This window comes from Shinella zoogloeoides (assembly GCF_022682305.1).
GTDB lineage: Bacteria > Pseudomonadota > Alphaproteobacteria > Rhizobiales > Rhizobiaceae > Shinella > Shinella zoogloeoides_B.
Map to the genome: position 1 here is coordinate 3,619,709 of NZ_CP093528.1, position 13,987 is coordinate 3,633,695.

The following is a 13,987-nucleotide window of genomic DNA, read 5'->3' on the forward strand; positions in this document are numbered from 1 at the left end:
CTCATTTGCCCTTCTTTGCGGATTTCAGGCTTTCCAAATGCTCGGAAAACCGTAGATCCGCCTTTGCGATCAGCGTTTTGTAGAAACGCTTCTGACTGACGCCCGATTTGTCACCCGCTACAAGAACGATGGCTTTGCGCTCGGGATCGAAAGCGAAGGCCGCACGCCATTCGCCATCGCTGCCCTCGAAGCGCAGCTCCTTCATATTGGCGTGTTTCGATCCTTTGAGCGTGTCGGCGTGAGGCCGACCAAGCTGCGGTCCGTAATCGGACAGCAGCTTGGTGGCGGCGATCAACGCGACGCGGACATCACGCTCAAAAGTCAGAACCTCAGCCTCGAAGGCGGGGTGGAATTCGACCTCCCATTCCATATAGGTTAGAACCTATATCCGGTCAATGGGAAGGATGCGGGGCGGTTCTGGCGATACCGTCGTGGTGCGACGGCAGCTTTTAGCCCAAGCGTCCAGATCATCGACTGCATAGCGGACCCATTTGCCGAACTTATGATAGGCGGGGCCTCCTCCGCGCGAGCGGTAGCACTCCAACGTATGTGCTTCGAGGGCGAGGTAGCGCGCCGCCGCGTCAGTGTCGACGAAACGAACTGGTCCCGCCTCGTCGACGAACCTGGCGCGCTTGAGAATGTCCGGCGTTGGCCAGCGGCGATCCGGCTTTGCTCTATCGGACATGACCGGCCTCCGTCGCTTCGGTGCGCTTCGAGCCAGGCGGAACCGAGCGGTTTTCGCCGCTGCGATGACGATAGGGTCTATAATTGCCGAGACGGGTGCGCGAGGTATAGGCGCCATCTGCGAAGCCGAGGGGCTTCCCATCGGGGCCGACAGCAGGTTCTGCGAGTTCGACAACCGGAGCGACAGATGGCGGCTCCGGTGTGTTCACCGGCTCGCGCGCAGGAGGCTGGATACCTCCAACGATGGACATACGCCTCTGCGCAACCGTTTCGGCCGCCGCCCTTACCGGATCATCCTCGGTGTGAACGTACTTCATGAACATGGTGACGGTCTTGTGCGCCGTGAGTGCCATACCGACCTTCACCGGGATACCCGAGTTGGCGATGTCGGTGGCGGAGCGGTGACGGATACCGTGGGTGCCGATGTGCGGTAGCCCGGCGCGCTGAAGAATGCGCCGCCAGCCCTGATAGTATGTGTGCTTCGACATCGGCAGGTTAGGGTCGAAGACCGACGGGCATACGAATGGGGACTTCTCCAGCCGTGGCGCTGTCTTGAGTAGCCGAAGCGCTTCCGCGCTCATCGGCTTCGACATTCCGCCCGTCTTGCTGTCGGGCCAGACCACACGGTGGTTGTCGAAATCGATCCACGCCCATTCGAGTTGAAGGATTTCCGACATGCGCGCGGCGAACTCGAACTGAAGCCGGATGGCCAGAAGGATGAAAGGATGCTCCAACCCCTCGGCGTCGGCGCGGTCGAGATATTCGAAGAGCTTGCGCAGTTCGGCGTCGGTGATCAGGCGGGTCTTGCCGCGTTCCGGGTATTTCGGGACGTGCCGGCAAGGATTGGAGCCATCAGGACGCAGCCCCCAGACCTCCGCCATGTTGAACATCTTACGGACAGCCGCCAGGACCCGATTGGCGTTCGTCGGACTCTTGCCCATCTTCTTCATGAGATGAGCGATGTCCGCACGTGTGACGTCGGGCACCTTGAGTTGGCCTAGAATCGGGATGATGTAGCGCTTGCCATAGCCCCGGTTGGAGTTGACCGTCGTGGGCTTGTTGCGGCTTTCCGAGTAGTCGGTGATGAAGCGATCGAACAGCTCCTTCACTGTGAGCGCCTGTCGGGCCGCCGCACGCTCCGCACTTGGATCAACACCTCGGCGCACCTCCGCGAGCCAGTCTTGGGCGATGTTGCGCGCCTGCTCGACAGTGATCTCGCCGTAGCGACCGATCGCGGGCTTTCGGCGCTGCCCATTGTGGGCGACGTAGGCCACCATGAAAATCTTGCGGCCGGCGGGGGTGACCTTGACAAGAAAGCCGGGTATCGTCGTATCCCTGAGTTCGTAATCGCGCTCCTGCGGAGTTGCGGTGTCGACAGCAGTCTTTGTGAGTTTGATTTTGGGCATCCTAACCTCCGTTGAGGTCGGATTTCAGGTGCAACATAGGTGCACCTAGAAAGCCAACCGTGGCGTATCTCCGGCTAGGTATGTGTGCTCTGAAAACCGAAAAAAGCTAGTGCTGACAATCGGTTATCGTGAAATCGGATACTGCCGGATATACAAAGGATAGGGCATATCCGATCTCTCAAAATCGAGTTCCGAAAGGAGTGCTGGTTCGATTCCGGCATGGGGCACCAATTTGGCTTGAGCGCTTCTGATTTCTCAGCCATTTCAGGCGTAAGCGATCTCTTCGGCCTACAATGAGGCCTGCTTCGAGGCACGCCAGACTGAAAGCCGGCATATGGCATCCCACAGCCGCGATCGGTAGCGTCCTGATACAGAAGCGGTAAGCGATGCGCCAACGACCGTTTCAGGATGCAGGATACGAACCGGATTAACCGAGCCATGAGCCAAATCGCTCTCGCGCAGCAGGAGCTAATGTGGCCATAACGAACGTCAGATCGGCTCTTGCTCAGCTTTCCGTCTGGCCAGCGTGAAGGAAAACACAGCCGCAGCCACCAGAATGAAGAAGGATTCCCCAAGCGCGAGACGGTTATTGGAGTTCGTGGCTATGGTGCAAAAGAAAAAGAAGCTTAGGCTGTAGATGTAAGCGGCAAGACTTGAGGAAATGATCCCCCGACGGTGGACATCGTTCGTCCTGCGGGCCGCAGCCACGGCAAAAACGAAGAGGAAGAGCATACCGAGCAGCCCATGACGGACCATGATTTCAAGGTAACCGTTGTGGATCAGCGTGTAGCCGACATCGGCATAGGTCGTTCCATACCACTTGTGAAGCCATTCATTACCCCACCCGACCCACGGCGCAGCCTGGATCAACTCTATGGCATTCGACCATAACTCCAGGCGCTCGCGCATTGAGGACGGGGTGGCCGGATCGACGATCGCCTTCTGCATCGCGGTGAGCGGCCCTTCTGTGGCGATAGTATCACTGGTTAGCTTTGTGGCCGCCTCCATGGTCGGCCCAGCTACTTTCTCCACGAAAGGCGCTGCGAACATCGCGGCAGCAGCGGCGGCAAGCAGCAAGACTCCCAAAAGGTGAAGCCTCCACTTACCAGCATAGCGCAAAAGGCTGAGGATCCCCATGAAGGCGACCGTCGCGGCAAGCGCAAGCCACGCGCCCTTCGAGTGCGAACCCAACGCACCGATGAGACTGAGAACGGCTGTCGCAATGCCGATCGACAAGAAGAACCAGCGCATTCTGCCGCGAAGCCTTCCCGTCTCGGCGGCATGAAGTAGCCAGAAGACAGCACTCAGGAACAGCATGCAACTGCCGATTCCGGCGTGGATAGGGTTATGATGATAAAACGGGGCGGCCCGTTGCCCTGAAAGAAGCGTAGGGAAATCCAGGGTCAGTATCAAACCAAAAAACCCGCAAACAACAAGCAACGTTGCAGCAGAAAAGACATGGCGCCGGGTGTTATAGAGGGCAACGCCCATGAGCGGGAAGAAAATCGGAAAAATATAAAGCCACTCCGAAGCCCCTCTTTCGCCCAAAACGAATACGCCGAACGCAAAACGACCCGCTGCGTATACCGCCCACGCATAGCACAAAAGCGCAAGCCAATCGCGTGAAAGCCACCTTACATCCGCCCGATGCGAAACGAGCGCAAAAATCACGAGAGCGATGGTCACATAGCGATAGACGTCACTCTCGATGAGCATGGCCGACGCCATGATTGCCCAGAGCATGGAAAACAGGGGAGCACGCGCGCGTTCACACGCGCCCCCTCGAAAATCAGCCGTTGTGCACATAGGCAATCCTGCGGGCGGCTTCGACGATGCGGATGCCGTAGGTCCTTAACCGCTTCCACCATGGAAATTTTGAAGCTCGATAGGCTGACTGCGTGGCAATCGTTGTCCCGTCTCGCGTAGGAGAAGCTACATCCTGACGCGTCGTGTAAATGCGCACACCAGAAGCCCAGCCTCGTTCGAGTGCAACATCCCACGGGTACTCCATGATTTTCAAGCCTTCGATCAGCCTTTCGGCGCCTAGATGTGTGACCACATAGCACGCAGCCGAGCCTTGGGGGCCATGCATCGTACGGCCAATTTCATCGCCCGTTCTCGACACCACGGCACGCTTGAAACCGACAATACGATGATTGAAAAGCTTTATAACATCCGCCTCCGGTAGAGCTTCGACGGCAGATCCAGCGCGAACGAGAAGGTCCGCAGAAAGCTCGATATCATCTTCTACGATGACACCCACCGGCTCGCCGGTTTGATAAAAGGCGGCGAGGGCTTCGAGATGGCTGCGATAACAACCGTATTCGCCGGGCAAGATCGTACGACCGTTGTTACGCTCGAAGGCCCGCATATCGCAATCAATGCGGTCCTCAGGCAATATCGCCGCACCATTGTGACCGGGCACGCGAGAAAGGGGAAGACCAAGGGCTTCCGCCTGACGGGACAGTACGTTCCAGCGATCAATTGAACGGTCGAGATTGATCGCGTAGATACGAAGACTCATTTCCAACCATTTTCCCGAGATATCGCGCGCGTAAGCCTCGACTTTCCGGCAGCGCGTACTACTTTCGGCTCGACTTTGCAACCGGCAAGGCGCGTTTCGATTTCAAAGTGGAACGGACGCGATCATCCTGCGAACGATTGCAATGAGGAGGGGATGTGATATGTGTCGAGATGCCTCGGTCCGAGACTTGCACATTCAGGGCGCCCTGCGCTTGTTTATAACGGACATCTTAACTTGGCGGCGCACAGCCGGCATACAGACAGTGTACCGGATTTCCAGCAGTATCAGGCAGTTTGAACGAAATGAAAATTCTTGTAACCGGTGGATATGGCTTTATCGGCTCCGCCGTTGTTCACGATCTGCTTGCCCGACCGGGTGTGTCAGTTGTCAACGTGGACAAGCTCACTTATGCGGCAAACAAACTCTCGCTTGCAGACGTGGAAAAACGAGCTGACTACAGTTTCGCAAATATCGATATTTGCGACGGACATGCGCTTGCCGCGATATTCGAGCAACACAAGCCTGATGCGGTCATGCATCTGGCGGCAGAATCACATGTAGACCGCTCTATCGATGAGCCCGCCGCATTCATTCAAACCAATGTCCTCGGCACCTCTGTTCTGTTGGAGTGCGCACGGCGATATTGGTCTAGGCTTCCGCCGGATAGACAGGGCAGCTTCAGATTCCTGCACATCTCCACCGACGAGGTATTCGGCGACCTCGAGCCAGACGCGCCAGCATTCTCCGAAGCATCGCGCTATGAGCCAAGCTCACCCTATTCTGCCAGCAAGGCAGGGTCTGACCATCTGGTGCGAGCCTGGCATCGCACTTATGGACTCCCCGTTCTGGTGACCAATTGCTCGAACAATTACGGGCCCCGCCACTTTCCGGAAAAGCTTGTTCCCCATATGATTCTGAACGCTCTCGCCGGCAAACCGCTACCGGTCTATGGCGACGGTAGAAACGTTCGGGACTGGCTGTTTGTCGAGGATCACGCCCGCGCCTTATTCACCGTGCTGGCCCATGGCACCGTCGGACAGACCTACATGGTTGGAGGACACAACGAATGGCGTAACATCGACCTCGTTCGCGCCATTTGCAGCGAACTGAACCGCCAGGCTCCTGAAAGGCTCGAAGGCATACGCGACTACGCCGACCTTATTACGTTTGTCGCCGACCGCCCAGGCCATGATCGGCGTTACGGCGTTGATGCAGGCAAAATCGAGCGCGAACTCGGCTGGGTTCCGCAGGAGACCTTGCAATCCGGCCTAGCCAAAACTGTAGCCTGGTATCTGTCCAATCCGCAGTGGTGGCGACCGCTGGTCGCTGGCGATTATCGTCTCGAGCGGCTGGGATTAGCGGGAGGAGCGGATCGATGAAGGGTATCGTGTTGGCTGGCGGCTCAGGAACCCGCCTCTATCCGATTACGCAAGGCGTTTCCAAGCAGCTTTTGCCGATCTATGACAAGCCGATGATTTATTATCCGCTGTCGGTGCTTATGTTGGCAGGCATTCGCGAGATCATGCTTGTTACCACCCCGCAGGACCAAGACAATTTCCGCCGCCTGCTGGGAGACGGATCGCAGTTCGGCATTACCTTGACTTATGCCGTTCAAGAGCGACCGGACGGTTTGGCGCAAGCCTTCCTCATTGGAGAGGAATTCCTGAGCGGGCAAGGCGCGGCACTGGTTCTGGGAGATAATATATTCTACGGCCAGGGCTTTTCTCCCATGCTTCGCTCCGCTGCTGCCCTGACATCCGGCGCGACAATTTTCGCCTATCGTGTCAAAGATCCGGAACGGTTCGGCGTCGTCACGTTCGATCAGGATGGCAGGGTGACCGGCATGGAGGAAAAGCCCCAGCAGCCAAAATCCAATTTCGCAGTTACAGGTCTTTATTTTTGCGACGCTGAGGTATGCGACATTGCACGGACTGTGCGCCCTTCAGCGCGCGGAGAATTAGAGATTTCGAGTGTGATCGAGGCTTATCTCGCGCGCGGCGCGCTGCGCACCAAGGTCTTGGGGCGCGGTTTTGCGTGGCTCGACACCGGTACGCACGAAAGCTTGCTAGAGGCGGCCCATTTCGTGGAAACGGTGGAGAGCCGACAAGGCCTGAAGATCGCTTGCCTTGAGGAAATCGCACTCCATAATGGCTGGATTACTCGCGCCCAGATTCGCGAGGCGGGACACCGCCTAGACAAGACCAGCTACGGGCAATATCTCCTGTCCCTATCAGAGGCTTCCCCATGAGCTTGGTTCGCTGGATCGACCTCAAATCCCTCACCGATGCACGCGGACAACTCTGCGTCGCAGAAGCCGGAGCACAGGTCCCTTTTACTATCCGCCGCGTCTACTATCTATGCGATCCACAACCAGACGAACCGCGCGGCTTTCACGCCCACAAGGCGCTCGAACAGGTTGCCATCTGTGTTGCCGGTGCCTGCAGCTTCGTTCTGGACGACGGCCGGAAACGCGAGAACGTCCGGTTAGACGACCCGACTCGAGGTCTCTATGTTGGCCCCATGTTATGGCGTGAAATGCATGATTTTACGCCCGATTGCGTGTTGCTGGTCTTGGCCAGCGCTATCTACGATGAAGCGGACTACATACGCGACTATGGTGAGTTTATCGAAGCGACGAAAAACGGAAACGAGGATGCCCCATTTATCCACCAATTGGCGGATGTACGTGAAGTAACTATTGGCGCACGGAGCCGCATTTGGCAATTTGTTGTTATTTTGGACAAAGCGGTTATCGGATCTGATTGCAACATCTGTGCCCACGTCTTAATCGAGGGTGGTACTATTATTGGTGATAGGGTGACCATAAAGTCCGGCGTTCAAGTTTGGGATGGGGTAACTTTGGAAAATGATGTGTTCATTGGACCGAATGTGACTTTCGCCAATGACCCATTTCCTCGTTCGCGCCAAAAGCCATCGGCCTATTCCCGTACGATTGTTAAGTCAGGAGCCAGCATCGGCGCCAATGCCACCATACTTCCGGGCGTCACTGTTGGTGCAAATGCAATGGTTGGTGCCGGGTCCTTGGTATCGCGAAATGTCCCCGACGGAGCAGTCGTAATTGGCAATCCAGCCCGCGTTTTACGTACACTTTCAGCGGAATCCGAATGACGATCCCCTTCCTCGACCTCAAATCCATCAATCTGCAAGACAAGGCTACTTTCCATGATGCGCTCGAGCGCGTCCTTGAAAGCGGCTGGTTGATTATGGGCAGGGAAATGGCTGTCTTCGAGGCAGCTTTTGCTAACTATTGCGGCAGTACGTATGCACTTGGCGTCGGGAACGGACTGGAAGCCCTACATCTGGTGCTGCGCGCCTGGGGCATCGGCCCAGGCGACGAGGTCATCGTGCCCGCCAACACCTATATCGCCACCTGGCTGGCGGTGACCTACGCGGGCGCCACGCCCGTGCCTGTGGAACCGGTGGATAGGACTTTCAATATCGATCCGGCCCTAATCGAGGCGGCAATCACTCCGCGAACCAAAGCGATCGTAGCCGTGCACCTCTACGGCCAGCCAGCCGACATGGACACGATTGGCGACATCGCACGGCGCCACGGAATCAAGATTTTGGAGGACGCCGCACAGGCGCAGGGAGCCCGCTGGCGCGGTCGGAGAACCGGCGCACTCGGCGACGCAGCGGGATTCAGCTTCTATCCCGGCAAGAATCTGGGTGCGCTAGGCGACGCCGGCGCGATAACGACTGATGACGCTGAGTTGGCGCAGTCCCTTGACATGCTGCGCAACTATGGGTCGCGACATAAATACGAGAATGAGGTGCTTGGCTTCAACAGCCGTCTTGACGAACTTCAAGCAGCCTTCCTCAGCGCTAAGCTACCGCGATTGGATGCAGACAACGATAGGCGTACCGCGATTGCCGCCCGCTATTGCGAATCGCTAGCCGATATCGAAGACCTGACCTTGCCCTACGTCGCCATAGGCGCCGAACCCGCTTGGCACCTTTTCGTGATCCGCAGCGCCCGGCGCGGGACCTTGCAGCAATTTCTGAAGAAGCGCGATATCGGCACGCTCATTCATTATCCCATTCCGCCGCACCTACAGAAGGCCTATTCGTATCTGGGCTATAAGCTAGGCGATTTCCCAATAAGCGAGGCCATGCATGCCGAGGTCCTCAGCCTGCCTATCGGCCCCACCATGACCGACAGCGACGTCGATCTCGTGATCGACGCGATACGGGCCTTCCACAGGCCCATTTCGTGACTCTTATCAAAACCAGCCTTCTCAATGCGATTGCCGTCGGCATTCGCATTTTGAACGCGATCGCCCTCAACAAGATACTGGCCATTTATGTTGGACCGGCTGGCTACGCTATAATCGGCCAGTTTCAGAGCCTTGTAGCGATACTCACGACTTTCGCCAGCGGCGCGGTCAATGCCGGGGTAACGAAGCGAACAGCCCAGTATTTTGACGATGAGACTAGGCAGATCGGCACGTGGCGCACGGCAGGCACGATCTGCATTGTCGGAAGTGTGCTAACGGGGATGTTGCTGATTGCCATAAGCGCGCCATTGTCGGCAATGGTGCTGGGGGACAGCGCTTTATGGGACGCCTTCCTCTGGCTAGGCTTCAGCTTGCTGTTTATTGCACTCAACGGGCTGTTGCTTGCCATTCTCAACGGCAAGAAGCAGATAGGGCTATTTGTCCTTATTAATATTACAGGCAGCCTCATCGGGCTGATTCTTATTGGCACGCTGACGATCTGGCTAGGCTTGCGCGGCGCGCTGATCGCACTCTCCCTCAATCAGGCAATCATTTTCTTCGTTTCTGCAGCGCTATGCCTGCGCCAGCCCTGGTTGCGCCCCTCCATGCTATTTGGCCGCATCGATAACGAGGCACTGCGCGAATTACTCAAGTTCACAGCCATGGCCCTGACCTCAGCCGCCGTGATTCCGCTAACGCAGATCCTTATCCGTCAACATCTGGCCGGCCAGTTCGGTGCCATCTACGCCGGTTATTGGGAAGCCTTGATGCGGATTAGCAGCCTGTATCTCATGGTCGTCACCGTTCCGCTCTCAGTCTACTATATGCCGCGCCTTGCAGAAATCCGCGACGCAAACGAGATAAAGCGGGAAATCATGCACGGCTGCCGCCTGCTCATCCCGCTCACCGCTATCAGTGCTTTTGCCATCTACCTACTGCGCGATTTCATCGTTGCCATGCTATTCACTTCCGATTTCGCTCCCATGACTGCACTCTTCCGCTGGCAGATGACAGGCGATGTGGTAAAGATTTGCGGGTGGCTCTTAGGTTACGTTCTCCTAGCGCGCGGACTGGCTCGCGTTTTCATCTTAACCGAGATTACCTTCGGCGCCCTATGGTACGTACTGGTGGTGATAGGGACTCAAAAACTTGGGGTAGAAGGCGCACAAATAGCTTATGCAGTCAATCACACGCTGCATTTCGCCTTTATGATTTCCTATATAAGTAGAAATATAAAATGAAATTACTTCGGAAAATTCAGAATCGCTTGCATTTTATATTGATAAAATCATCACAGATCCCGCGTCGGTTCTTCTATTTCTTACTTTCAAATAACCGTCCAGCTCGGAATCTCTCCAAAAGTATACAACCAACAATACTTTTAGGAAAAGGAAAAATTTTCCTCGGAAAATGCAATCTGGGGGTGTGGCCTTCTGCACATTTCCTTAGCGGCAGCATCTACATCGAAGCCCGAGAGATTACAGCTGTGGTGCTGATTGAAGATGGCGTCTGGATCAACAATGAAGCCGTTATTATTGCGCAGCGCGAGACGATCCGAATCAAGGCTCAAACTTTAATCGGGACCAATTTTACCGTCTACGACTCCGATTTCCACGACCTTCATCCACAACGTCGTCTAGATGGCAGTATCCGCACCGCTCCCGTAACTATTGGCTCCAACGTATTTATTGGATCACATGTGACGGTATTAAAAGGAGTGACAATCGGTGAAAACTCTGTCATCTCCAGTGGAGCGGTCGTCAGTACTGATATCCCGGCCAATGTCATCGCAGGCGGCATTCCGGCCCGGGTAATTGGCCGCATACCAGACTCCAGGCTAGATCATGACACAAATCACTGAACCGCTCGTCACCATCTGTATTCCCTCCTACAATCATGCTCAGTTTGTGGGAGAGTCTATTCAGAGTATTCTCGATCAGACTTATCTGAACATTGAGTTGATCATCATTGATGATGGTTCAGCCGATAATTCTGCTGAAATTATACGTTCCTATATTGAAGCATGCCAGCGACGCTTTGCCCGATTCGAGTTTCGCAGCCGACTGAATAAAGGACTAAGCGCAACGCTCAATGAAGCCTTGGAGTGGGCACAAGGGGAATATTTTTCACCGCTTGCATCGGATGATGCAGCATTGCCGGAGAAGATTGCCTTTCTGGTACGCGAATTACGGCATAGAAATGATCTTGCGGGAGCGTTTGGCGCTGTCGAGATGATAAACGATCAGGGAAAGTCGCTTGGTGTGCGAGGACAGCGAGGGGAATGGATATTTACCGATATCTTCCTAGGCACAGCCCGTCTGCAGGCTCCAGCCTCGTTATTAAAGACAGAAATACTTCGAAGCGTTGGCGGCTTTAGCGAGGATGTAATAATCGAAGATTGGGATATGTGGCTGAAAATTACCAAAAATGAGAAATTCAAGCTAAAATCCACACCCTTTATTGTATCAAAATACCGTCTTCATGATAACAACACTCACGCTCGAGTTTACGCCATGCACGATGCGCGTAAACTCATACTAAATAAATACAAAGAACACAAGCAATTCAATCGTGCCATTGCAGCCTCCCTTATAACAACCGCCATCACAATTGGCAAAAAATCCCCAATTAAGAGCTTATATTATATTATTTCAGCAATCGATGCCCCGATGAAAATGAAACTTCACGCTGTAGCAATAATTATCCTTCCAAATAAACTATATGAATTACTTAAGGCGCGCATTAATAAATCTGAGAGAATACTACATTGAATATATATTGCGAAGAAAAACTAAAAACACACAAGAATCATCGGCGAATCCAATGAAAATTGTTCACATTATCACCGGATTAAAAGACGGTGGCGCCGAGGCGACACTCTACCGTCTTGCCACCTATGAGCATCCCGGCGACCACCATCTCGTTGTTTCATTAACCGATTCCGGCAAGTATGGCTCAATGCTTGAGGCGAAGGGAATACCAGTCAAAAGCCTAAACATGCCCAAAGGCAGGCTAACATTCGGAGGCCTCCGACAACTTTGGATAATCCTGCGTCAGGAGCGCCCGCAGATAGTACAGACATGGATGTTTCACGCCAATCTGATTGGTGGTGTTGTCGCCAAGCTTATTGGCGGAACCGAGGTTTACTGGGGCATTCATCATACTACGCTCATTCCAGGAACGACTGGCAATAGCACTAGGCTGGTTGATTGGGCCTGCGCGCGACTTTCACGATATATTCCGACCAAGATCATTGCCTGTGGGAAGAAAGCCCGTGACGCTCACATATGCAGAGGGTATACGGCTGTAAAGTTTACAGTCATACCTAACGGGTACGATGTTTCATTTTTCTGCCCCGACTTGCTGGCGCGTGAGCACGTGCGTCGGGAGCTCAGCATTGCGCATGACGCATATGTAGTAGGAACAGTTGGACGTTGGGACCCGCAGAAGGATCACGCCAATCTAATAGCGGCAATACGCGTTGTGCGAGAGCAGCATCCGCATCTACACCTCGTCTTGGCCGGCTCTGACTGCGATAAGAACAATTCCGAACTTCAGGAATTACTATACGCGGCCGCCCTACTCGACAACGTCCACCTACTTGGCCGTCGGACTGATGTCCCAGCGGTGATGAACGCACTCGATTTACACGTGTTACCATCTTACAATGAAGCATTTCCAAATGTTGTTGCCGAGGCGATGGCTTGCGGCGTTCCCGGCATCGTTACTGATGTCGGAGACGCCAAAGACATCGTCGGAGCAACCGGCTGGGTAGTTCCGCCCAGGGAGGCTCAAGCTTTAGCCAACGCTATCACGGAGGCTCTGTGCGAGATCAGAGATACTCCAAACTGGATACTTAGGAAACAGCAGGTGCGGCAGCGCATCGAAGATAATTTTTCCCTGCAGACTATGGCGGAAAATTACTACAAATCGTGGGCGGATAAATGATGACATATAATCAACAATAAACTACCAAGACACCGTTAAAACCACCTACCTAGACGAAGAAAAAAGGGAAAATGATTACATATTACATATTATATGCGATCATCGCTCTTTCCGCCCTGCTCGGAGAGAAATTCCTGAAACATAGAGAGAAGAATTTCTTTATTTTATTGGTTATTTCATTGGTACTATTTGTTGGATTACGAGAAGAAATTGGGGGGGATTGGGGAAGCTATCATGAAATACTTAATCTTGCATCAGGCGCCTCACTTGGTACCGCACTACATATATTGGAGCCGGGATACTCTCTTATAAACTGGGTCGGATCTAATAAATTTGGCGGAATATACTTTCCAAACTTTGTTTGCGCTTTGCTGGCGATAATACCACTTTCTATATTCTGTCGTAGTCGGGCCAACCCATGGCTGAGCCTTGTGGTGGCGACGCCTTATCTTATTATCGTTGTCTATATGGGGTATACACGACAGTCAGCAGCCATAGGCATCTGTATGCTTGCAATCCTATCGTTGGAACGAGAGCATTTTTGGAGTGCCATTGGGTTCGTGATGCTCGCCGCCCTATTTCACCTTACGGCAGCCGGTTTCTTTCTTCCAACCATATTACTGAGCAGCCTCCCCCTAAACTGGAGGAACGCATTGCAAGCAGCCTTAATGGCAGCCATTGCAGGGACTTACGTTATAATACTATCTGCCGGGCGCCTGAATTTCTTGTTTGGGGCCTATGTATCGGAAGCTTATGTATCGACCCCAGATACCAACATAATGCAATCCGCAGGCGCGCTACCTCGGCTTGGCTTGGGATTTCTTGCGGGCGCAATCTTTATCTGGCTGGTGCGCCAGCAGACTCTTCTCAACTCTCGCAATGGCATCTGGACTTTATCTGCGCTTGGAAGTTTCATTCTATTACCACTCGCATTCCTCACTTCAACCTTTGCCGACAGACTGGGACTCTATTTTATCCCTCTTCAATTGCACGTCGCCAACCTCGTCGAGGCAGAACTCAAATCCTTCGTCGCACAACAGATGTTCCGAATCGCGGTGGTTGGTTTATATGGTGCTATGCTGACGGTCTGGCTCATGCGCTCTCGCTTTGCCGAATATTGGCTTCCCTATGACAACCTGTTGTTTCACCTGTTCTAACGAGTATCCGCCGCTGTCCTCGGAAATGTA

Annotated in this window: 14 protein-coding genes; 9 read left to right on the forward strand and 5 right to left on the reverse strand. The window is 54.1% G+C overall.

Annotated features, from left to right (window positions below; genetic code table 11):
* Position 1: 1 nt before the first annotated feature.
* From MOE34_RS18010 to MOE34_RS18030, 5 genes are all read right to left on the reverse strand, one after another.
* On the reverse strand, positions 2 to 370 hold the full coding sequence (locus MOE34_RS18010) for a type II toxin-antitoxin system RelE/ParE family toxin (RefSeq protein ID WP_242218892.1): 369 nt from the start codon (positions 368 to 370) through the stop codon (positions 2 to 4).
* 12 nt (positions 371 to 382) lie between these two features.
* Positions 383 to 685: a helix-turn-helix domain-containing protein gene (locus tag MOE34_RS18015; RefSeq protein WP_242218894.1), complete on the reverse strand. Its 303-nt coding sequence runs from the start codon at positions 683 to 685 to the stop codon at positions 383 to 385.
* Entirely contained in the window at positions 675 to 2,090 is a 1,416-nt protein-coding gene (locus tag MOE34_RS18020; protein WP_242218896.1) for a tyrosine-type recombinase/integrase, read from the reverse strand. The genes MOE34_RS18015 and MOE34_RS18020 overlap by 11 nt, the downstream gene beginning before the upstream one ends.
* 489 nt (positions 2,091 to 2,579) lie before the next feature.
* Positions 2,580 to 3,806, reverse strand: coding sequence for an O-antigen ligase family protein (locus MOE34_RS18025; RefSeq protein WP_242218898.1), 1,227 nt, complete (start codon positions 3,804 to 3,806; stop codon positions 2,580 to 2,582).
* Between the two features lie 73 nt (positions 3,807 to 3,879).
* A complete protein-coding gene (locus MOE34_RS18030) occupies positions 3,880 to 4,614 on the reverse strand; it encodes a glycosyltransferase family 25 protein (RefSeq protein WP_242218901.1) in 735 nt (244 codons plus the stop codon).
* Between the two features lie 302 nt (positions 4,615 to 4,916).
* Here MOE34_RS18030 and rfbB point away from each other — a divergent pair, with 302 nt between their 5' ends.
* The 9 genes from rfbB to MOE34_RS18080 all read left to right on the forward strand — a co-directional run bounded on the left by rfbB (position 4,917) and on the right by MOE34_RS18080 (position 13,957).
* On the forward strand, positions 4,917 to 5,993 hold the full coding sequence (gene rfbB, locus MOE34_RS18035) for a dTDP-glucose 4,6-dehydratase (RefSeq protein ID WP_242218903.1): 1,077 nt from the start codon (positions 4,917 to 4,919) through the stop codon (positions 5,991 to 5,993).
* Positions 5,990 to 6,862, forward strand: a complete 873-nt coding sequence (gene rfbA, locus MOE34_RS18040) for a glucose-1-phosphate thymidylyltransferase RfbA (protein WP_242218905.1) — start codon at positions 5,990 to 5,992, stop codon at positions 6,860 to 6,862. The genes rfbB and rfbA overlap by 4 nt, the downstream gene beginning before the upstream one ends.
* Positions 6,859 to 7,743 carry a WxcM-like domain-containing protein gene (locus MOE34_RS18045; protein WP_277955655.1) on the forward strand — a complete coding sequence of 295 codons (885 nt, stop codon included), beginning with the start codon at positions 6,859 to 6,861 and terminating at the stop codon, positions 7,741 to 7,743. The genes rfbA and MOE34_RS18045 overlap by 4 nt, the downstream gene beginning before the upstream one ends.
* The gene (locus MOE34_RS18055; RefSeq protein WP_242218907.1) at positions 7,740 to 8,852 is read left to right on the forward strand and encodes a DegT/DnrJ/EryC1/StrS family aminotransferase; all 1,113 of its coding nucleotides are present in this window, start codon (positions 7,740 to 7,742) and stop codon (positions 8,850 to 8,852) included. The genes MOE34_RS18045 and MOE34_RS18055 overlap by 4 nt, the downstream gene beginning before the upstream one ends.
* On the forward strand, positions 8,849 to 10,093 hold the full coding sequence (locus tag MOE34_RS18060; protein ID WP_242218909.1) for an O-antigen translocase: 1,245 nt from the start codon (positions 8,849 to 8,851) through the stop codon (positions 10,091 to 10,093). The genes MOE34_RS18055 and MOE34_RS18060 overlap by 4 nt, the downstream gene beginning before the upstream one ends.
* Positions 10,090 to 10,713, forward strand: coding sequence for an acyltransferase (locus MOE34_RS18065; RefSeq protein WP_242218910.1), 624 nt, complete (start codon positions 10,090 to 10,092; stop codon positions 10,711 to 10,713). Before MOE34_RS18060 ends, MOE34_RS18065 begins: the two co-directional genes overlap by 4 nt.
* Positions 10,697 to 11,623, forward strand: a complete 927-nt coding sequence (locus MOE34_RS18070) for a glycosyltransferase (protein WP_242218912.1) — start codon at positions 10,697 to 10,699, stop codon at positions 11,621 to 11,623. The genes MOE34_RS18065 and MOE34_RS18070 overlap by 17 nt, the downstream gene beginning before the upstream one ends.
* Positions 11,624 to 11,675: 52 nt before the next feature.
* Entirely contained in the window at positions 11,676 to 12,800 is a 1,125-nt protein-coding gene (locus MOE34_RS18075; protein ID WP_242218914.1) for a glycosyltransferase family 4 protein, read from the forward strand.
* 71 nt (positions 12,801 to 12,871) lie between these two features.
* Positions 12,872 to 13,957: an EpsG family protein gene (locus MOE34_RS18080; protein ID WP_242218916.1), complete on the forward strand. Its 1,086-nt coding sequence runs from the start codon at positions 12,872 to 12,874 to the stop codon at positions 13,955 to 13,957.
* Positions 13,958 to 13,987 lie beyond the last annotated feature (30 nt).